Source organism: Pseudoponticoccus marisrubri (assembly GCF_001482405.1).
Taxonomy (GTDB): Bacteria; Pseudomonadota; Alphaproteobacteria; order Rhodobacterales; family Rhodobacteraceae; genus Pseudoponticoccus; species Pseudoponticoccus marisrubri.
Genome location: NZ_LPXO01000019.1, coordinates 44,322 through 66,324, shown reverse-complemented (window position 1 = coordinate 66,324; position 22,003 = coordinate 44,322). Strand labels below are relative to the sequence as shown.

Genomic DNA, 22,003 nt, shown 5'->3' with positions numbered 1-22,003 from the left:
CGCGGACGAGATCCATGGCCGTCTGGGCAATGACAGTATCTATGCGGGGGACCAGTTCGACACTGTCTGGGCCGGCGAAGGAGATGACCTCGTGTATGGTGGCAACGGGCGGGACCTGGTGTTCCTCGGACCTGGTGCGGACGTCTACCGTGATACGCCGCAGAACGGAGAACTGGGCCGGGACACGATCGCAGGCGGGGCCGGGGCCGACGCGTTCATCTTCGGGCCCGTGATGTCAGCGGACGTGATCACCGATTTCGAGTCCGGTCTCGACACGCTGCACCTGCCCCGCAGCCTTTGGGGCGGCGGGCGGACCGAGGCGCAGGTGGTCGCGGATTTTGCCACGCCCGTGTCCGCCGCGGGCGCGGATCCCGGGGGGGTCCTGCTGGAATTCGGGGCCGGCAGGACGATTTTCCTGCAAGGGCTGTCCACGACAGACGGGCTGGAACACGACCTGGTCCTGGTCTGAAAGGGCAGGAGAGGCTTGCCATTGCGGGCCGTCCCGTGCTCCAAGGAAGCGGTTGAGCGCCAGGCATGTGCCTGGACCGATTATTTCTGCCATAACGCGAGTTCCGACATGCCTGAAATCATTGAAACGACCGACGCGCCCGGTGACATTACAACGCCCTATGTCATGAACCCGGGAGACACCTTCGTCGGGGTCGTGGATCAACCCAGGGGTCAGGACTGGGTGGCGATCGATCTCGAGGCCGGCACGACCTATGCCATGCACCAGTTCGGAGCGCGCCTGGGGGCCGGGACATTGGGGGACCCTTACCTGTACCTTTATGACGCTGCCGGCTTTCTGCAGCGGTCAAATGACGATTTCCGCTCCCTCGATTCCTATATCGAGTTCACGCCTCTCCAGAGTGGCACCTACTACATCGGGGCCGGTGGATTCAGTAGCCGGACCGGCAGCTACGAGGTCTGGGTGCATGACCGTGTCGATCCTGTGCCCGGGCAAAGCCTCAGGGGGACGGTCGGTCCGGACGAGGCCTTTCTCGGCGACGGGGACGACACCTATATCGCGCTGTCAGGGGACGACACGGTTCATGGCGAACTGGGCAATGACCGGATCCTGGGCGACAATGGCGAGGATTCACTGTTGGGCGGGGCCGGGGCCGACCGGATGCATGGCGGCCATGGTGATGACACGGTGATCGGCGGCGACGGGGCCGACTGGATCACGCTCGATGCAGGAGACGACCTCTTCATCGACAATGCGCAGGGCGGCCTGCGTGGCCAGGACGTCGTCTACGGTGGTGGCGGCAATGACAGTTTCGAGGGCGGTGGCGGCAATGACCGGTTCTACGGGGAACGGGACGACGACCTGGTCCTGGGCCGGGCCGGTGATGATACGCTTTATGGTGGCGAAGGCGCGGACACGCTGAACGGCGGTGACGGCGATGACCGCGCCTATGCCGGCGACGATGATGACCTGCTGCAGGGCGAGGACGGGAACGATTTCCTGCATGGCGAGGACGGCAACGACTCGGTCTTCGGGGGCGATGGCGATGACCGGGGCTATGGCGATGACGGCGATGACGTGCTGTACGGCGGCCTTGGGCGGGATCAACTGTTCGGTGGGTATGGCAACGACACGCTCTATGGCGGGGAGGACAACGATTCCGCCTATGGCGGGTGGGGGGATGACCTGATCTACCTCGGTGCTGGAGACGACTATTACGGCTTCACGGCCGCGTGGTGGCTCGGCAGTAACATGGGCAATGACACGATCCTGGGCGGGGCCGGGGACGACCGCATCTTCACCGGCTCGGGCAATGACGTGGTCCGCGGCGGAGACGGCGCCGACGAGGTCTGGCTCCGCGAGGGCAATGATCTCTTCGACGATACGGGCCAGGCGGGCGCCGACACGGTCCGTGGCGGATCTGGTGACGATACGCTGCGCGGTGGAATCGACAATGACAGCCTGTTTGGCGGCGATGGCGTGGACACGGTGCGCGGCGCCGAGGGCGATGACACCCTGTACGGCGAGTACGGGGACGACCTGGTGATCGGGGGCGACGGCAATGACAGCCTGAACGGCAACCAGGGATCCGACGTGGTGATCGGCGGTGACGGCGATGACGAGATCCATGGCGGCTTTGGCCAGGACGTGGTCTACATGGGGGCGGGTGATGATACATATTACGACGCCTGGGAAAGCGGTCCGCAAGGACAGGACAGCATCTTCGGTGGCGATGGAGCCGATACTTTCGTCTTCGGGCCGGAAATGTCCGGCGACCGGATCGCCGATTTCGAAGTCGGCATCGACACGCTGCAACTGGATTCTTCAGTCTGGATCGGTGATCTGACCGAGGCCGAGGTGGTGTCGCAATTTGCCAGGGTCACCAGTGACGGTGTGGTGTTCGACTTCGGCTTTTCCTACTCGATCCTTCTCGAGGGGCTCAGTTCGACCGCGCGGCTGGAGGACGACCTGGTCCTGGTCTGAAGAAACAGTCCGGGACCGGCCGTGCGGCCGGTCCCGGGCCTCAGATCAGGGGTATTGCGGCCAAGTCCGGAACCTGCATCGCGATGTAACGCATCTGCAGATCCTTGTTCAGCCGGCGTTTTTCCGGCAGGCGCAGGGCTGTTTCAAAGACTTTCCGGCTGTTGATCCCGACAAGAGCCGGCATGACCGGATCGAACGTATCCAATGTCGCCGCGCCCCACATCCCCATGCGGTGTTCCCAGTAGAAGATATCATGGGGCGGAAACCCCCTCAGCGATTTCTTGTCCATATGGGCGGTTTCGCGAAAGTCCTGAAACCGTGCCCGGACGAAATTGGCATTCTCTTTGCTGAAATCAGTGTAACGGTAGAGTTGGGACATCTCGCCTGCAGAGAGTGCGGCTTTGTGGTGCCGTCCCTTCTTGGCATAGAATGCGCGGATTATCTCGCCGCCATAGCCGATGATGAACGCTTTCGGTAGAGAAGCCGGCGCCATTTTCGAAAAGGCGTCTTGCATCGCTCTTGCCCGAGGCGCCTTTGCAAGGAATTCGCCACCTGCGTAATGCGCATTCACCTCGAGAGCTTCAAGCGCGACATCATTCTTGTCGAGCTTTGCATAGACGTGATCGATGTCGTGCGTTGCACAGATCTTCTCGACCACTTTCCGTTCACGATCCACGAAGTTAAAGTTCTGCCAAGTCACACCGGTGAACGTGCATTTCCGGGCCAAGAAACCGGCCGCCACGGTTCGTGTATCCGACCCGCCCGTGATGCCCAATACCGGATCATACCGGCCGCGAAGGTAGGTGGTCAGCATGTCAAAAGCCCGGTCAAGGTGCCCGAAAAGGACATCTTCGCTGCTTTCCGACCAGTGTTCGACCGGCCAGTAGCGGGCAGTTGCGTTGAAGCGCGAAGAAAACAGGTGGTTGGGTGGAAGTCGTCGGATCTTCGCCCAGGACGTGATGTTCCCGGGAAGATAGCGTACCTTTTGGCGGCTGTAGTCCTCGCTTTGCATGTAGGGGCCGACCTGCTCGCCGCGCTTCGCTCCCAGGAGTTCGGCCAGAAGAACGGCATGAGATGATACGGCCCGTTCCTCGCCCAGGTGATAATGGACGCTCCGTGATCCGAAGGGATCGTTGAAGACGGTGAAATGTCCATCTTCGACCAGGATCACGGCATGGCGTCCTCCAAGGTCTGTTCTGCCGAGGGTCGCGGGGAGGGCACGCGTCTCCAGAAGATCGCCCAAGACATCGCGCACGGATCCTCCGTGGTTGTCGAAGATATCTCCGACGGCAATCGCGTGCCTGTCTTCTCTGGAAAAGGTCGTGACAGCTGCGTCCGGATGAACGCAAAGCGCAAAGCCGTCGATGTCGTGCCTGGCGAAGGTCTCCTCGATCCTTGAGATCACCGGGCTGCTATGAGCGTTGAAGACATCGACCGCAGACAGGATGAACCCGCCATGGAACAGAGTCGTGAAGTTTGCGAGGTCGGGAACGGTGGGCTCCCGGGGAAACTGTTCGGACATGTGTTCCATGATCTCCTGTCACATGATGTCCCGCGGCATCCTCCGCGCGGGATAGGTCACGGTCGATTGCCTACGGTTCCCGACGATCGGTGGAAGAGGGCATGTCGAGGGCGTCTTCCCAGAACCCGGGGCTGGTCAGCTCGGGATAGGCGGCCTGCCAGCGCGCCTTGAGCGCATCGTATTCCTGCCAGAACCGCCAGGCGAGGCGGGCCATCTTGCGGCTTTCACGGAGCGCTGCGCGCTTGGAATGGGTGACCGTGTAGCCCTTGCCCGTGGCCTCGTTGCGATAGGTGATCCGGGCCGCGCCCCAGACCTCGCGAGGGTGCCAGCGCGCCTCGGCGGGTAGGGTGATGCGGTTTCCGAAGCGGCTGAAGAAGGGCAGAAGGTGCCCGTTCAGGGTGGCCTTCATCAACGCGCGGTGACGGCGCCTGTGCGGGTCGAACCGGCGTTTCTCGGCCGGGGGGGTGTCCATATCGCTCCAGGCCTCGGTCTTTCGCATGGCGCCGATCTGGGCCCGCCGGGTGGCCATGTCGGCATTCTCGGCGAAGAATTTCGGCCCGCGCAACACGTCTTCGAGCGCGAGGTTGATCGCCGCCATGGTCTCGTAATGGGCCGGCACCAGGGCCCGCGCCCAGAACCACAGCGCGATGCGCAGGGTAGCACGGCGTCCGACATCCATGGAAGGCAGGCTGAGATGATGTGCCAGGTGGCTGCGAAGGTCCAGGTACCAGGTCAGCGGGCTGTCCTTCTCGGTGAAGCTCTCCTGGAACGAGACGACGCCGGGTAGGGTGACGATGTTGAAATCATGCGCCAGCGAAAAGCTGACGTCGTCGCCGCGCACGAAGAACGGGAAGGGCAGATAGCGGACCTGTTCCAGGGGAAAGGCGAAATACCACCAGCCGCCATAGAAATTGTCCGGCCGCCGCGCGGTGGAGGCATATTCCATGCCGAACACCTGGCCGGGATCGCGCAGGTCGGTGCCCCCGAACTGCGGACGGCAGGCTCCGTCGAACAGCGCGCCGTTCTCCCACAAGGCCCAGGCATGGCGGGTCGAGATCATCGCGCCGGCCACCGCGGTGCCGGGATCCGTCGCGTAGGCCAGGAAGGACCAGGTGCGCTCGATGGCGTCCATCGGCGTGGCGGCGTCGTCATCCATGAACAGGCAATGGCTTGCCCCGCGCTCACGGGCCGCCAGCAGGCCGCGGGCAAAACCGCCCGCGCCACCGAGGTTCTCGTTGTCCACCGCGGTGACATGGGCATCGTTCTCGATCCCGGCACTGCGGCCGTTGTCGACCACGATCATGTGCAGGTGGTCGCGTAGCCGCGAGCCGGCGGCAAAGGAACGGAAGCGGCGCACGGTCTCGGCCACGGCGGCTTCGCGCCGGAAGGTGGTGACCGAAAGCGCCAGTTGCGGCATCTGCCTGGGCGCCTGTTGCGTGTCCCAGGCCGACCAAGTCAGCATCCCGTCGGTGAGGCTGCGCAGTTCGAAGAACAGCAGGCCCTTCTCGGGCGCGTGAGCGGCGAAGGGAATGTCGAAGCGCAGCGGCGCGTCCGGCGTGAGGGTCACGACCTCGTTGACCAGTCGGCTCCAGGATCGGTCGGGATAGGTCAGGAAGACCGTCAGTTCCACCTGACCGCGTCCCATCAGCTGCAGGCCAAGCGATCTCAGGCCGCAATGGCCGTACCATTTGCCGATGTTAAACAGGTTGAAATAGGTGTCGAACTGGAGATGCGCACCTTTCAGGAAGCTGATCTGGCGGGCGCCGTAGGAGGCACCGGAGGGACCGTGCAGCCGGAAATACAGATCCTGTTCCGAGCACAGGTCGGGATCGGGAAAGACCAGCGGCTGAAGCAGGTGGCAGCCGGCGATCTCGGGCGGGCGGGCCGGCCCGGTGCGCGGGTCGCCGTCCGGCAGGCTTGAACCATCGGCGGCGTGGCGCCGCTTGCGAACCCGGGCAAGCGGCAAGGCGCGCTGCCCGGACCGGGCGGTCGGAAAGGAGGCGCGACCGGTCATGACTGCGGCACGACCAGGATTTTGGACAATAGCTCGCCGGTGAGATCGACCATTTCCTCGGGGGTGACCTGCCCAAGGTTGCCGTGTTCGGGATGATCCGGGCGCTCGGGAAAGAAAGGGCCTTCGAGATCAGGAAAGAAGGTTTCCTTCAGCCAGCCATTGGCGGCGCCAAAATGCCGCATGATGTGTCGCGCCGTGCCGGCGGCCATGACCGGCCGAGGCTTGGTTGGCATGGTCGAGATGATCGGGGTCAGCAGGGTGCGCTGCGGGTTGGGCTTGCCGTCCTTGGTGATGAAGGGAATGTGCGGATGCAGCCGGCGCAGCAGTTCCAGCATGGGCGCCGATAGGCCGCGATTGTCGGCCTTCGAGGCGACGAACCCGTCCATGTCCGGCTCCCAGGTGTTCAACACTACCCCCATGAAATCCGACAGGATGTCACCGTCGATGAAATCGACCGGCGAGAAACGGCGCACGATGATGTTCTCGCGGCCCCAGACCTCGATCCAGCGGGACAGTTCGCGACGGTAATACAGATACGGGGTCGGGCTGTCCGGACCCAGGCAGGTGTCGACGAAATCGCGGAACAGCTCGTTGCCGAAGCCGCGGCGCATGAACTCGCCATACATCGACAGGATCGCGTCATCCTGCCGGCGCACGTAGACAACGATCTTGATATCGTCGAAATGGCGGCTCAGGAGCTCTTTCAGGCGCTTGATTTCGTTGATGTGGCGCATGTTCCCGGTCAGGTTCTCGGACGAGAAGACCATGGTGTCGACATGATCCGGAAGCTGGCTCTTGTGCCATGCGATCCGTTCGTCCACCTGGTCCCGGAAGCGCTTCAGATCTTCCATCGAGTGCAGCCCGTAATCCCGCGCGAAATCGTGCACCGTGTTGGCGCATGCGTAGAACAGCGTGATGTGGTTGGCGTCCGGCGCCAGCACGCGTCCATAGGCGATGCCGCGCTCCGCGAGCCAATCGGGATTGGCTTCGAAGCTGTTCTGGATGAGGGTGGATGCGGTCTTGGGCGTACCGATGTGACAGATGAGTTTCACGTGTTTTACGGCCCTGCTGATAATGAGCGCCGCTCTCATCCCACGGCAGCAGGCTCAAGCGCAAGACCTTGTGTCCGGGGGGTCACATTTTTGCCGATCTTTGTGCCTATGGCCGCGCGGCAGATGAGTTATGGAGGCCGGCCCGATATTGTTTCCGGTGCCGCCGGGCGTTCTGAATAAAGGTGATGTGATATGCCGACTTTGAGTGAAGACAGTGCGATTTGGATCGGTCTCGACGGCTGGTATGCGCATAACAACACGTGGAATCGCCGCGACCTCGTCAACGGGGTGGATTACACGCAGACCATCACGCTGTCCGAACTGACATTCCCCGACGGTGTGACCTTCGAATGGGACTGGCCGGATGCGCCGAACGACGCCTACGTCTACGGCTATCCCGAACTGGCCATCGGACAGGTGCCGTGGAACCCGCTGCCCAATACCTATGACCACTTCCCGATCCAGGTCGAGGACATCGTCGACCTGGATCTCGACTTCGACTTCACCTGGGCGCCGACCGGGCCGAATGACGATTTCAACATCTCCGTCTCGCTCTGGCTGACCGATGACCCCGAGGGTGGGTTCGATGCCGTGCAGAACGAGGTCATGATCTGGCTGCGTAACAGCGATCACGCGCCGGCCGGGAATTTCACCGGCATCCAGGTGCCCGACAACCTGGGCACCTACGAGCTGTGGCTGCTCGAGGGGCAGACCGATGCCTCGGGCCAGAACGACCATGTCTGGGACTTCGTCATTCCGACCTACTGGACCGACACGATCACCCAGGGCACGCTGGATATCGACGCCATCCTGCAGGAGATGGTGGATGCCGGCATCATCTCGTCCGACTACTGGCTGCACAGCGTCGAGATTGGCCCCGAGGTCGTCCAGGGCGAGGGCGTGCTGACGATCAACGATCTCGACCTGTCGCTAGTCGAGGCGCCGGGTTTGGGCGAGACGCTGACCGGCGACGCCGGGCCCAACGTGCTCAACGGCCGGCAGGGCAACGACACGATCAGCGGGCTGGGCGGCGACGATTCCCTGCTGGGGATGAGCGGCAACGACTCGTTGCTCGGCGGCAATGGCGCCGACACGCTGCGCGGCGGTTGGGGAGACGATACCCTTGCGGCCGGGGTCGACGCGGATCGCGACCTGATCGATCCGGGCCGTGGCACCAACCAGGTCATCATGGGCGGCACCGGCGGCGTGTATGACAACCTGTTCTTCACCGATATCGGGACCACCACGGTCACCGGGACAGGCACCGGCGATCCGACCGTCGGTCATCACCTGAGCTTTACCGACCAGCGCGAGGGGATTGCGCTGGACCTGGCTGCCGGGACGGTCTTCAGCCCGCTGCTGACGGTCGATTTCAGCGCGGCGCTGGTCTTCAACGTTGTCGCGGGGTCGGGCTTTGACGACACGCTGACCGGCGGCAACACCGCCTTCGACCACTGGGAGCAGTTCACCGGTTTCGGCGGCAACGACACGTTCGACGGCCGCTCCGGCACCGACGCGGTCAGCTTTGCCGACGAGGTCGAGCTGGGCTACTGGGACGTGGCCAACAACCAGCAGTATTTCGGTGACCGGGGCGCGGTCGTGAACCTGACCACCGGTACCGGGACGGACACGTTCGGCCACACCGACAGCTTCACCAATATCGAGGCGCTGCTGGGCTCGCGCTTCGCGGACTCCTTCACCGGTGACAGCTCCGACAACTACTTCGTCGGGCATGATGGCAACGACACGCTGCTCGGGGCTGGCGGGGCGGATTCCTTCCTGGGCGGCCGCGGCAGCGACAGCATCAACGGCGGCGCCGGTGTCGATACCGTCAACTACTCCTTCGAGGTCTCGGAACTGGGCGGCACGCAGGGGGTGAATGTCAACCTCGCCACCGGCGTCGTGAACGACACGTTCGGCCATACCGACAACGTGCAGAGCGTCGAGGATGTCGTCGGCACGGATTTCAACGACGTGCTGCAGGGCTCCGGCGCGATGGAGATGCTGTTCGGCCGGGAAGGCAACGACTTCATCCGGGGTGGTGGCGACCATGATATCGTCGTCGGCGACGAGGGGCGCGACACGGTCGAGGGCGGCGCCGGAGAAGACATTGTTGCCGGTGGCGACGACGATGACACCGTGCGCGGCAATGATGGCCGCGACAGTCTGAGCGGCAACCACGGCGCGGACCTTCTCTTGGGCGGCGACGGCGAGGACACCATGTCCGGCGACCGGGGAGATGACATCTTGTATGGCGGCAACGGCGATGACAGCGCCTTCGGCGGCCAGGGCGAGGATTTCTTGAACGGCGGTGCCGACAACGACACCCTGTTCGGTGGAACCCAGAACGACACGCTCATCGGGGCCGGCGGGGCGGACGTGCTGCAGGGCGAGGATGGCAATGACGAGGCCTGGGGCGGTGGCGGTGGTGACACGGTCTACGGCCACGAGGGCAACGACACGCTTGGCGGTGGCGACGGCCGGGACCTCGTGCTGGGCGGTACGGGCAACGACATCCTGTTCGACACGCCCGAAACCGGGCCCGGTGGCATGGACACCATGGCCGGCGAGGCCGGCAACGACCGCGTCATCGGGCGCGGTGGCGATGACGAGCTGTCCGGGGGCAGTGACCAGGACACGGTCTTCGGCGGCAACGGCAATGACAGCCTGATGGGCGGCACTGGCAACGACACGCTCTATGCCGGCAGCGGCAATGACCAGCTGAACGGCGACGACGGGAATGACGATCTCTATGGCGGTGGCGGCAATGACAGCGCCTATGGCGGCACGGGCGCGGACCGGGTGTTCGCGGGCGGTGGCAATGACAGCCTGTTCGGCGGCGCCGACAATGACATCCTGCGCGGCGAGGACGGCAACGACAACCTGCAGGGCGAGGGCGGCAACGACCAGGCCTATGGCGGGGCCGGCGACGACCAGCTGTTCGGTCATGACGGCAACGACACGTTGCAGGGCAATGCCGGACAGGATTCCGCCTATGGCGGGCTTGGCAACGATGTCATCTACGACACGCCCGAAACCGGGCCCGGTGGGGCGGACCTGCTGGTCGGCGACGACGGCAATGACAGCCTCTACGCTGTCGGCGGCAATGACGAGCTGTCGGGCGGCAACGGCCATGACCGCATGTTCGGCGGGGTCGGCGAGGACACGCTGTTCGGCAATTCCGGCAATGACCGCCTGGAAGGGCAGGGCGATGACGACACCCTGGCCGGCGGCACCGGCAATGACACGATGATCGGCGGCGGTGGCAACGACGTCTTCTGGGACGAGACGGTGGCCGCCGGTGCGGGAGATGACACGTTCCGCGGCGAGGCCGGCGAAGACACGATCTATGCCGGTTTCGGTGACGATTTCGCCGTCGGCGGGGCCGACAATGACAGCATGTTCGGCGGCGCTGGCAACGACACGCTGCTGGGCAATGACGGCAACGACACGCTTCAGGGCAACGAGGGGCGCGACACGATCTATGCCGGCAACGGCAATGACCGGATCTTCGACGTGGCCGAAACCGGGGTGTCTGGCGGCGATCTGCTCAGCGGCGGCAACGGCAATGACACGATCGTGGCCCAGGGCGGCAACGATACGATCTACGGGGACAGCGGGGCCGACGAGATGACCGGCGGTGAAGGCAACGACCGGATCTTCTCGGGATCGGGCGCGGACACCGCCTATGGCAATGCCGGCAACGACACGATCAACGGTGGCACCGGGGCGGACCGGATCTTCGGCGGCATCGGCGACGACGTGCTGAACGCGGGCGGCGATGACGACGAGATGCATGGCGAGGACGGCAATGACATCCTGAACGGTGGCAGCGGCGTGGACTCCCTCTTCGGCGGCGAAGGCGATGACACCTTCGATGGCGGTCAGGGCGACGATTTCATGCGGGGCGATGCCGGTCTCGACACCTTCATCTTCAACGATGACAGCGGTGATGACACGATCGGCGCGTTCGATCCCAATGGCGACCTGGTCGACCTGTCGGGCCATGCCGAGGTCGATGGCTACCAGCAGGGCTTCAGCCTGTTCCAGGTCGGCAACCATGTCGAGGTGCGGATCACCGGCGATGACGGGATCGTGGACCAGGTGCTGACGCTGAACTTCGTCTCGCGCGTCGACATCAGCGCCGACGACTTCGTCTTCTGAGCCGTGACCGTCCGGTCCTTCGGGGCCGGGCGGTGCCCGGTCCGGAGCCAGCGATGCGGCGAGTGCATCGTCATGAGCACAATGCTGCACGTGCGAAGGGCCGGAAACGTTTTCGGTTGAACCGATGACGGGACTCCCCTTAAACGTCGAGACGCCCGGAGCCGGGCTTCTAGAACGTTTTCAGGTGGAAAATTCAATGAAAATCGCTGTCGCCGGTTTGGGCTATGTCGGGCTGTCCATGGCCATTCTGCTGTCGCGCAAGAATACCGTGACTGCCGTGGATATCGTCGCCGAAAAGGTCGCCATGGTGTCCGAGGGCCGGTCCCCGATCATCGATCCCGAATGCGAGGAATACCTGGCCAAGGGGGGCCTGTCGCTCACCGCAACGACGGATCCCCGGACCGCCTACACTGATGCGGATTTCGTGGTGATCGCAACGCCCACGAATTACGATCCCGAGACCAACGGTTTCGACACGCGCAGCATCGAGGCAGTCGTGGCCCAGGTGCGCGAGATCAACCCCGACGCGGTGATGGTGATCAAGTCCACCATCCCGGTCGGCTACACGCGGAGCCTGATCGAGCAGACCGGCTGTGACAAGATCATGTTCTCGCCGGAATTCCTGCGCGAGGGCAAGGCGCTCTACGACAACCTGCACCCGAGCCGGATCGTGGTCGGCGAGCGTTCGGATCGCGCGCGGGTCTTTGCCGGGCTGCTGCAGGAGGCGGCTCTGGACAGCGATGTCCCCGTCCTTTTCACAGATGCCAACGAGGCCGAGGCGATCAAGCTGTTCGCCAATACCTACCTCGCGATGCGGGTGGCCTATTTCAACGAGCTAGACAGCTATGCGCTGAGCCACGGGATGGAGCCTCGCCAGATCATCGAGGGCGTCGGGCTCGACCCGCGGATCGGGACCCATTACAACAACCCCAGTTTCGGCTACGGCGGGTACTGCCTGCCCAAGGACAGCCGGCAGTTGCTGGCCAATTACCGTGACGTGCCGCAGAACCTGATCCGCGCCATCGTCGATGCGAACCAGACCCGCAAGGATTTCCTTGCCGACCAGATCATCGCGAAGAACCCCAAGGCCGTGGGGATCTACCGCCTGGTGATGAAGCAGGGATCGGACAATTTCCGCGACAGCTCGGTCCAGGGGATCATGAAGCGCATCAAGGCCAAGGGTATCCCGGTGATCGTCCATGAACCGGCCATGGAAGAGGAGGCTTTTTTCGGGTCTCCGAACCAGCGCGATCTCGCCGCCTTCAAGGAGTCCTGCGATATCATCGTGGCCAACCGGCTGACCGACGAGATCGAGGATATCGAGGATCGCGTCTTCACACGGGATCTCTTCCGGGAAAGCTGACAGCCCGGCACCCGGCCCTGTTTCTTGGATGGAGTTGAGAATGAAGCATTATTCCAATTTCGGAGACCTGAAGGACATCCTGAAGCTGCTCCGCAACTCGAAGCAGGTCCATTCCAACTGGTATCTCGAGCAATACCCGGATGTTGCCGAGCTGGGCATGCACCCGGCCGAACACTATCTGAAATTCGGCGCCGAGATGGGGCGGGATCCGGGCAAAGGCTTCAGCACGCGCTATTACCTTGAAAACTATCCCGAGGTGTCGGAGATGGGGATGAACCCGCTCCTGCACTACGTGCTTCATGGTCAGAAGAAAGGCTACAAGCGCCGCGACTGGGGCAGCAGCGATCCCAAGAAGGAAGCCAATCGCAAGATCGGCGGGCTGCGCTCGAAGCTGATGAGCCTGGGCTTCACCGCCCAGCCTCTGGCCGAGTTCGAAGAACTCATGGTCAACGGCCCGGACGATTACACGCGGACGCTGGCGGCCCGGGAACTGGCGCTGTGGAACATGCGCGAGCGGACCGAGGAAGGGTATCGCCGCGCGCTCGAGTTCATTGCCCGCGGGCGGAAGACGGCGACGCTGGAACAGCGCGCCCGCTTCGCCACGATCGAGCTGCTGTGCCATTATTTCCTGGGCGATCTAGAGACCGGGCGGGCCTTTTTCGAGAAGGCCTGCCTGAAGGGCGAATTCAACCCGCATCTCCTTCTGGCCTGGGTCAATTTCCACGACTCGCCCGAGGAACGCTGCCTGTGGATCAACCAGGCCCTGCGCTACTACAACATCTCCGAAATCGGGCTTCTGCCAGACACGTCAGTGACGCTCTATGACCGTCTCTGCCCCGCGCGGCCGGTCAAGAAGATACATGACGGGCCGAAAGTCTCGGTCCTGTTGGCGGCCTATTGCGCGGCAGAGATGATCCCCACCGCGCTGCGGTCCCTGCAGGAGCAGAGCTGGCAGAACATCGAGGTGCTGGTCCTCGACGATTGCAGCCCCGATGACGGCGCGATGGCCCGGGTGGTCGAACGTTACGCCGCCGAGGACCCCCGCATCCGGCTGATCAGAATGGAGCAGAACGGGGGGGCCTACGTGGCCCGCAACCGCGGCCTCGACGAGGCGACGGGCGAGCTGATCACCATTCATGACGCCGATGACTGGTCGCATCCGCTGAAGATCGAGACCCAGGTGCGCTACCTGATGGACAATCCCGAGGTGCTGGGATGCACCTCGCAGCAGGCGCGGGCGACCGAAAGCCTGAACTTCACCAAGTTCCCGCATAATTGCGACATCGTGCGGGTCAACGTGTCCTCCTTCATGTACCGGCGCCGGATCATGGATGAGCTGGGCTACTGGGCGACGACCCGGTTCGCGGCCGACAGCGAATTGATCTTCCGCATCCGGAAGGTGTTTGGCGAACACACGGTGCACAACATCCCCACCGGTCCGCTTTCCTTCCAGCGCGAGTCCGACAGCTCCATCGTGAAGAACGACATCTTCGGGATCGACGGGTTCTATTACGGCGTGCGACACGAGTTCTTCTCGGCCAGCAGCCAGTACATCCGGCTTGGCGGCGACGTGCGCTATCCGAAGGATGTCCGGAACCCGCCGTTCAAGTTTCCCAATCCGATGCGGCCCAACCGGAAATCGCCGAAAGAGGCGCTGCCCTATGACGTGATCATCGCCTCGGATTTCCGCATGCCCGGCGGCAGCGTGCTGTCGTGCCTGGAAGAGCTCAAGGCGATGAAACAGGCCGGCCTGCGCTGTGCGGTCTTCTGCATGTATCGCTACGACCTGAACTATACCGATATCCGTCGCATGACGCCCGAGGTGCGCCAGTTCATGCTGGATGAACAGATCGACGTGCTCAGCTACGGTGAAATCGCGGAATGCGACCTGCTGCTGCTGCGCTATCCGCCGATCCTGGAACATCCGCAGCGCTACATTCCCGAGATCCGCGCGAAGGCGGTCAAGGTCATCGTCAACCAGCCGCCGATGAGCGACTACACCGAAACGGGCGTGGTGCGCTACCGGCTGGAGAATTGCGCCCGCAATCTGCGCGAGCAATTCGGCCAGGATGCCATCTGGTACCCGATCGGGCCCCTGGTGCGTGATGCTCTGACCAGCCACCACGCCGGCGAGTTGCAGCATATCGAGCTTTCGCCCGAGAACTGGCATAACATCATCGACATCAAGGGATGGGATCGTGGCCCGGGCTGGCACGATCCGGGCCGGACGTTGCGCATCGGCCGGCATTCGCGGGACAACGCGGTCAAATGGCCCGCCACCCGCGAGGACATCCTGGCGGTCTACCCGGAACGTGACGATATCGAGGTCCACGTTCTGGGTGGGGCATCGGCGCCGGCCGGGCTGATCGGCCACCTGCCCGACAACTGGATCGTGCACGAGTTCGGCGCCCTGCACCCGCGGGATTTCCTGGCCGATCTCGACGTGTTCGTCTATTTCGCCCATCCCGATTGGGTCGAATCCTTCGGCCGCACGATCATCGAGGCGATGGCCGTGGGTCTGCCGGTGATCCTGCCCCATGTCTACGAACCGCTGTTCAAGGAGGCGGCGCTCTACGCGACGGTGGAAACGGCCGTGGACACTGCGCGCCGCTTGCATGCCGATCCGGAAGCTTACAGGATGCAGGTCGAGCGCGCGCGTCGGTATGCGGCGGAAAACTTCAGCTACGAGACCCACATCCGGCGTGTGAAGCAGGTCCAGGAACAATAAGAAAGCCCCGAATGTCTCTACCATCTCAAGCCGGCAAGGTCTCCCTGGAACGCTTGCAGGGCATCCCCAAAATCGAATGGGACGGACAGGCGACGCTGTCGCAGACCGAGAAGACGGTCCTCTCCTTCGACGACAGCGGTTTCCGCTTCGACTTCCTCTGGTCCCCGAAACCGGGGGCGAAACGGTTGTTCGTGCTGTTCTCGGGCGATGCGATCCGTGCCAAGAACGACCCACCGGTCTTCCAGCGATGGAGCTGGGCTGATTATTTTCCGGGACATTGTCTCTACATTTCGGATCCCGCCCTTTACATGGACAAGGAGCTCGGCTTGGCTTGGTATGCTGGTACCGAGGATTTCGACCCGATGCCGGTGGTCCGCGACAGGCTCAACACGATTCTGAACAATCTCGGCCTGCCCCAGTCCGCCATGGTATCCTATGGCTCCAGCGGGGGTGGGTTCGCCGCGCTCCGCTTGCTGCGCTTCATGCCAGACGTCACGGCCGTGTCCGTGAATCCTCAAGTCAGTATCACGGATTACGAGATGCGGAGGAAAGTGAACATTTTCCTGCGGATCTGTTTTGGCGGAAGAGCGCGAAAGGAAGCCCTTGCAGAGTTTCCGGAGCGTCTGAATCTTCTCTCGGACCCCGAACCACTTAAGAGTTGCAACATTATTCTGGTTCAGAACGTTCTGGATTCTCATCACTACGAGGACCATTACAAGCCGTTTTGTGCAGCCTTGGAGGTTGGAGACGACCATGCCCCAGATGACCCGGCTCTGCATCGCGTCCTTTTCGAGAATCCGGGCGGTCACACCAAGGCAGAGGACGCCGCTACGTTTGGGAAGATCATATCCATTATCGAGCGTGGGGCGTGAAGATGGCGTCGGAGAAAAGACCGATCGAACTGGCCGCGTCCGAGGAACTGGTCCGCAACGTGATCAACACCGTGCGGGCCCAGGAAGGGCTGGACACGAGCTATTACAAGGTGTTTGCCATCGGCTTCAATAAGACCGGCACCACCTCGCTCAGCACAGTCTTCCAGAAGCTGGGGTTCACGCCGATGGACGGGCCGCATTGGCGCAAGACCTCGGAATGGTGGATCCACTACCAGTTCCAGGCTTTCAGTGACGGTCCTCCCGAGGATTTCCGGCATCTCGATCGCAGCTTTCCGCGTTCGAAATTCATTCTCAACGTGCGCAATCTCGATGAATGGATCGACAGCCGGATCGAACACGTGCGGGTTCGCATGAAGGAGCCCAAGTACCGCGCCCAGATGTCGGGGGGCAAGTTGCCGGGGAGGAAATCCATTCGCAACTGGGTCAAGCGGAGGCAGGAACACCATGCTGACGTTCTGGACTATTTCGCGGAACGTCCTGACGATCTGTTGGTGCTGAACTACATTACCGAATCCAATGCGCCCGAGCGCGTGGCGCGGTTCCTGGGCAAGCCGACGGCCGGGCTGAGCAAGCCCTATGTCCGATCGACCGCGGTCACGCGCGAGCACAACACCCTCAAGAACGAGGCACTGATCCGTGAGACTCTGGAAGAGATCGGGATCCCGCGGGAGCATCACGGCGCGGATGTCCTGATCCCGGGCTGGAGCGCGGCGTGACCACTCCGGCACATGTCGCGATCATCGGCGGTTCGAATTCCCTGATGGCGGGCGGCTATGTTACGAAGCTGCCGCATGCTCTTGCTGCCTCAGGGGTCGACGTGACGTTGACCAATCTCGCGGTCGGCGCGAATTCCTGTCTCGACGGGTTGGCCCGTGCCAAGAGCGCCGACCTCTCCGGGGTTGACGTGACGGTGATCGAGTATGCCATCAACGACCGGATGCTGCTCAGCTATTGTGGCGAGGAAACCTGGCTGAATGCCTATGAGGGGCTCGTGCGCCATCTGCGCCGGGAATATCCGAAGATGCATGTCTTGCCCCTCATCCTGGGACGTCGGGGAAAGAATTTCTTTGCCGACCAGGACGTGATGCGGACCGGTATCATGGCGCTGGCCCGGCGCTACACCCTGCCGGTGGTCGATTTCGACGCGCTCATGCATCGTGAACTGCCCCGGTTCGAGGAGTTCAAGACGATCTACAGGGACGGGGCGCATTACCTTCCGCCGCTGATTCCTTCGCATCTTGCCACCATGGTGGCCGGGGCGATCGCGCAATGCCTGCTCAGGGGGCGCCCCCTTGAGGTACCACTGCCTGAGCCGGTGGGTACGGGGCCGTTCGACGACGCGCAGGTCATGCCCCTTGACGCGCTGGCGCCAGGCGAACTGGCCCGGGAACGGTTCGAGAACTCGCGTTTCCAGGCCGATGCGGTCTTCCTGCCGGTCGGAACACATCTCGACCTGGGACAGGAGGCGGGTACGCCGATCAGCGTGGGATATGTGTCGGACAGGCGCAGCTGCGACATGGTGATCGAGACGGCAGGCCATCGCATGCGGCTGCATACGCAGCATGAGCTGATCGCCACGGGAGAATTCGAGTTCCTGCTGCGCACCACCCTGCCGCGCCGCCGCCATGCCGCGCATCTGAAAGGCGGGCCGATCCGCATCCATGCGTTGCATGCCGACCAGCTCGGCCCGGGATCGGACGAGTTCCAGAAGGGCTACAAGATGCTGGCCAACCGCTCGGACGGTCCGCAGGGGCTTTCTCTGGTCAGGATCCTGCGGCGTCTGTGAAACGAGTTCAGCTGTCGCGGAAGGCGCGGTCGATATAGTGCTGGAGCGGGCGCATCACGTAGCTGACCGGGGTGCGCTTTTCCGTCGAGAAGAACGCGTCCACCGGCATCCCCGGCAGAAGTTCACGATCGCTCAGGTCCAGCAGAGACTGCTCGCGCAGCCTGACCTTGACCTCGTAGTGATGCGACTTGGTGACCGGGTCGGATAGCACGTCGGGCGAGATATGCGTCGCCTCGCCGAGCAGGATCGGCACGTCGCGGCTGCCGAACGTGGTGAATTTCAGGGACGTTTCCTGCCCGACATGAATCTGGTCTATATCGGCCGCCGCAACCTTGACGCTGATCCGTATGGGCTCGTCATCGGGCACGATCATCATCAGAGGTTTCGCGGCCTCGACCACGGATTGCTGCCCGAGCAAGCGCGAGTCATGGATCCGTCCGGAGATCGGCGCGCGGATGTCCAGCCGTGACAGGTCCAGCAACAGGGTGGCGCGCTGCTCAGCATGACGGGTACGCAGCGGGCGGATCTTGCTCAGCTCGGCCTGAGCCTTGTCATGCGCCTCCGGCAGAAGGGTCAGCCGCTCCAGTTCCAGCTCCGAGACCTTGCCGCGCAGCTGTGCGATCTGCGCGGTGAACCGGCCGATATCCCCCCGGACCGCCACTTCGGAGCGCTTCAGGCTGGACAGTTCTGAGAGCTTGATCAACCCGCGCTCGGCCAGTTCGTCGGCACGCGCGATTTCCTCGGTCCAGTAGGCCAACTCGTCGGTCTTGGCCGCCAGCTGCGCTTCGACACCGGAGATCTCCGCCCGGACCTGCTCGATCTGCCCCTCGATCAGCTTGCCGCTTGCACGTTGCGCGGTCAGGTAGGCGACAAGCTGTTTTTCTTGGCGCCCCACCAGGGCCGCCACGTCGGACCGGGTTCGGGCGGCCTCGGCCAAGAGGTCGGGCAGCACGAGTTTCTCGGTTCCGTCGAGGATGGCCTCGAGCCGTGCGATGTTGGCCAGCACCTCGAACAGGTCCATCTCGACCACGTTGAGCTCGGAGCGCATCTGCCGGCTGTCCAGTCGCACCAGCAGCGCGCCCCTGGTCACGCGGTCACCGTTCTCGACGTGGATTTCCTGCACGATGCCGCCGATCGGATGCTGAACCGCCGTCATCGTGGTCGACACCTCGACCGTTCCCTTGCCGATCACGGCTCCGGCGATCTCGACGCGATTGGCCCAGAGCACCAGGCCGGCCAGCAGGAGGATGAAGGACAGAACGGCGACCAGCAGGGGTCGGCCCACGGCCCATGTACGCCTTGGCGGAGCGTGCCGTGTCATCTCAGTTCCTCCCCCCGGCGGTTTTGCGTTTACGGTCTCCCTCCAGTTCCGTGCTGCTCTTGCGTGGCAGGGCACGGGCCGGGGACCGTCCGCCATCTTCGTCCTCTTCGGCCGTTGTCGGCTTGATCGGAGACACCTTGCGCGGCGTCGTGTTCGATCCCGAGCGCAGGCTGTCGGATTTCAGCTCGATCAGCTTGCCGTCCTGAAGCTGGAAACTGCGACTGGCGTAAGACAGGTTCAGGGTTTGTCGCGACATCACGATGATCGTGGTTCCGGAGTTCATCAGCGAAGTGAAGGTCATCTTCAGCTTCTTGGGAATCCGGACCATCATGTCGGAGTCGAGCGCGTCGATCACCAGGATCTCGGGCTCGTGATACATGGCCCGCGCCAGGGCAAGCTGGTTGCGTTCGAAGGTGGACAGCCCCGACCCGTCAGCGTCGATCACCGTGGCGTAGCCGTCCGGCAGGGCGCAGATCGCGGCATGCATCCGGGCCCGGCGCGCGGCCATGCTGACCTTTTCCGGCGTTCTGTCGGGATCGAGCCCCGAGATGTTCTCCTCGATCGTGCCGGCCACGAAGCCGGGCGTTTCCGGGGCATAGCCCAGCAGGCCCTGGGCCTCCTGGTCGGACAGCCGCGCAATGTTGCGGCCGTTGACCAGAACCTTTCCCGATTTCTTCGGCCAGAGGCCAAGGATGCATTCGGCCAGCACGGTCTTGCCCTGGCTCGAGGCGCCGGTGATCTCGATCAGCTCGCCTTCTGAGACCTTCATCGAAACCGATCTGAGAACCAGTTCATTGGTCAGCGGCGAGCGCACGGTCAGGTTCTCGACCACCAGGCGGTGCGACGCGCCCGGTTGGTCCCCGTAGGCGTCATCTTCCAGCTCGCGGGCCTGCTGGTCGAGAATGCGGTTGAGCCGGATCCACTGGCGTCGTGCCTCGAACACGCGCGGGACCTGTACCAGAAAGCCCCGGATGGGGCCCAGCACGCGGGTCACGAGGAACGTCGCGGCCACCATGGCACCGACCGTCAACTCGCCCTGAAGGGTGAAATAGGCCCCGGCCGCCAGAACCGAGTAGCGCGTGACCATGACCACGATGCCCGACATGCTGTCGAACCAGCCGGTCCAGTCCTTCAGCGCGATGCTGTGGTCGCGGGCGTCATCTCGCGAGTCGCGCCACCGTGCCTTGAACCCGGGGCTCATGTCCTGTCCGCGCAGGGTCCGGGTCGAGGCGATGAGATGGTTTCTCAGCGTGGTGACCTGCCCACGCGCCCGGTCGGCGCGTTCTTGGCGCCCCCCGATGAAGACCGTCCTGACCGTCACGAGCGCGGCGATCACGCCGACACCGCCCAGGCAGATCCAGCCCAGGATCGGGTGCAGCACGTAGACCACGACAAGGAAAAGCGGGGTCCAGAAGAAATCGAACATCGCCACGAGCGAACCCGAATTGACGAACCCGCGCAGGTCGTCGGCCTCGCTCAGCCCCGCGGCCGGTTTCGAGCCGCCGCGCTGGAACAGCTGGCTGCGGGTGCCCTGCTCGAGCAGGGTCTTCTCGAGGCTTTCCTGGAACTGTGCCCCGAACCGGCCCAAGAGCCGGCCGCGAGCGTAGTCGAGCGTGCCCAGAACCAGCAGCAGCAGCAGCAGCAGCCCGAACAGTGCCACGAGGGTCTCGACCGAGCGTGACGACAGCACGCGGTCGTAGATCAGCAGCATGAACATCGGTCCGCTCAACCGCAGGAGGTTGACCGCAAAGCTGATCCCGAAGGCCGCGCCGAGGACCGGTCCACCCTGCCTGACGGCCCGGTGGGCAGCTCCCCTCAAGGCGCGTGACCGTGTCATCCCGCCTCTCCTCTTCGGCCGAAAATGGGGCCGGGCCGCGGACGCGGCCCGGCGTTCAGGCCTTGACCTGGTTCAGGTTGAAACTGACGATGATCCGGTTCGAGGCATCGCCCTCCGCGGTGGACATGTTCGGGTCCACGGCATGGTACAGCCAGCTGGGAAAGATCAGCATGCGCCCGGCCGTGGGGGTGAAGCGCACCTTGGTCCAATTCTCCTTGGAGCGCTTCTTGTTGGGTTGGAACTTGGCCTGGTTCATCAGATGCACGGTGCGTGGCTCGATGAACTCGATATTGCCGCAATCCTTCGGCGCCTGGATGTAGTAGACCCCGCTCCACAGGCAGCTGGGATGCACATGCGCCCGGTTCGCGCTGCCCGGAGGGTTGATGATCGACCACATGGTGCCAATGCGCAGCTCGTGGCTGTCGGCATAGCCCAGGTCCTCGGAAATGCGGGCCGTCGCCTTGTTGATCAGGTCCACGAGGCCGGCATATGTGTCGGATTTGTGCAGGTTGTTGTGACTGTGCCAGCCACCCAGCTGGGGCAGGTTGGACCGGTTGATCCCCTTCCGATCCCGTTCGCGCTCGGCGTAGATGGCCTTGAGCAGGGATTGGTTGAGCGGCTTGGGATCCGGCACGTCGACCTGGAAGATCATCGTGGGAAAGTAGCTTCGGCGTACGAATTTGAAATCGTCTGATGACATGGGAAAGCGGTCCGTTCTTTATCACTTGGCTGTCCCAATTCGTATTCAAGAAAATTTGAGCGTTCAACAGGTTTGAGGAGCGGAGACGCGGAAAGAGGCGATGCTGCTGCATCGCCTCGCTCCATGGCGTTCCGGCCTGACCGGTCAGGACTGGCCGGAAAAGGGCTGGAG

At 63.3% G+C, this 22,003-nt stretch carries 13 protein-coding genes and 1 pseudogene; 8 read left to right on the top strand and 6 right to left on the bottom strand.

All coding sequences use genetic code 11. The annotated features are described in order from the left end of the window. Positions 1-469: pseudogene (locus AVJ23_RS20105) on the top strand (hypothetical protein); the annotation flags it as partial. A gap of 108 nt (positions 470-577) precedes the next feature. Then, on the top strand, positions 578-2,452 hold the full coding sequence (locus AVJ23_RS20100) for a calcium-binding protein (RefSeq protein ID WP_084794812.1): 1,875 nt from the start codon (positions 578-580) through the stop codon (positions 2,450-2,452). A gap of 40 nt (positions 2,453-2,492) precedes the next feature. Here the strand turns inward: AVJ23_RS20100 and AVJ23_RS20095 are convergent, their stop codons facing one another. The 3 genes from AVJ23_RS20095 to AVJ23_RS20085 form a co-directional block, all read right to left on the bottom strand. Beyond that, positions 2,493-3,974, bottom strand: a complete 1,482-nt coding sequence (locus tag AVJ23_RS20095; protein ID WP_157772737.1) for a hypothetical protein — start codon at positions 3,972-3,974, stop codon at positions 2,493-2,495. Positions 3,975-4,044: 70 nt separating this feature from the next. Next, entirely contained in the window at positions 4,045-5,988 is a 1,944-nt protein-coding gene (locus tag AVJ23_RS20090; RefSeq protein WP_084794811.1) for a glycosyltransferase family protein, read from the bottom strand. Continuing rightward, positions 5,985-7,079: a hypothetical protein gene (locus tag AVJ23_RS20085; RefSeq protein WP_157772736.1), complete on the bottom strand. Its 1,095-nt coding sequence runs from the start codon at positions 7,077-7,079 to the stop codon at positions 5,985-5,987. Before AVJ23_RS20085 ends, AVJ23_RS20090 begins: the two co-directional genes overlap by 4 nt. 153 nt (positions 7,080-7,232) lie before the next feature. Here AVJ23_RS20085 and AVJ23_RS20080 point away from each other — a divergent pair, with 153 nt between their 5' ends. The 6 genes from AVJ23_RS20080 (at position 7,233) to AVJ23_RS20055 (ending at position 17,974) form a co-directional block, all read left to right on the top strand. Further along, entirely contained in the window at positions 7,233-11,204 is a 3,972-nt protein-coding gene (locus tag AVJ23_RS20080; protein WP_058864020.1) for a GH12 family glycosyl hydrolase domain-containing protein, read from the top strand. A gap of 196 nt (positions 11,205-11,400) precedes the next feature. After that, positions 11,401-12,567, top strand: coding sequence for a nucleotide sugar dehydrogenase (locus AVJ23_RS20075; protein WP_058864019.1), 1,167 nt, complete (start codon positions 11,401-11,403; stop codon positions 12,565-12,567). 40 nt (positions 12,568-12,607) lie between these two features. Further along, complete coding sequence (locus AVJ23_RS20070; protein ID WP_058864018.1) at positions 12,608-15,295, top strand: glycosyltransferase; 2,688 nt, start codon at positions 12,608-12,610, stop codon at positions 15,293-15,295. Positions 15,296-15,306: 11 nt separating this feature from the next. Continuing rightward, positions 15,307-16,167 carry a hypothetical protein gene (locus tag AVJ23_RS20065; protein WP_058864017.1) on the top strand — a complete coding sequence of 287 codons (861 nt, stop codon included), beginning with the start codon at positions 15,307-15,309 and terminating at the stop codon, positions 16,165-16,167. A 2-nt stretch (positions 16,168-16,169) separates the two neighbouring features. Beyond that, a complete protein-coding gene (locus tag AVJ23_RS20060) occupies positions 16,170-16,904 on the top strand; it encodes a sulfotransferase family protein (protein ID WP_058864016.1) in 735 nt (244 codons plus the stop codon). Next, a complete protein-coding gene (locus tag AVJ23_RS20055) occupies positions 16,901-17,974 on the top strand; it encodes an SGNH/GDSL hydrolase family protein (RefSeq protein WP_157772735.1) in 1,074 nt (357 codons plus the stop codon). Before AVJ23_RS20060 ends, AVJ23_RS20055 begins: the two co-directional genes overlap by 4 nt. Positions 17,975-17,981: 7 nt before the next feature. Here the strand turns inward: AVJ23_RS20055 and AVJ23_RS20050 are convergent, their stop codons facing one another. From AVJ23_RS20050 to AVJ23_RS20040, 3 genes are read right to left on the bottom strand one after another with little or no spacing between them, the layout of a single operon-like run. Beyond that, a complete protein-coding gene (locus AVJ23_RS20050; protein WP_058864014.1) occupies positions 17,982-19,259 on the bottom strand; it encodes an HlyD family type I secretion periplasmic adaptor subunit in 1,278 nt (425 codons plus the stop codon). A gap of 37 nt (positions 19,260-19,296) precedes the next feature. Continuing rightward, positions 19,297-21,132: an ATP-binding cassette domain-containing protein gene (locus AVJ23_RS20045; protein ID WP_084794805.1), complete on the bottom strand. Its 1,836-nt coding sequence runs from the start codon at positions 21,130-21,132 to the stop codon at positions 19,297-19,299. A gap of 55 nt (positions 21,133-21,187) precedes the next feature. Next, complete coding sequence (locus AVJ23_RS20040) at positions 21,188-21,832, bottom strand: TIGR02466 family protein (protein ID WP_058864012.1); 645 nt, start codon at positions 21,830-21,832, stop codon at positions 21,188-21,190. Between the last annotated feature and the right edge of the window lie 171 nt (positions 21,833-22,003).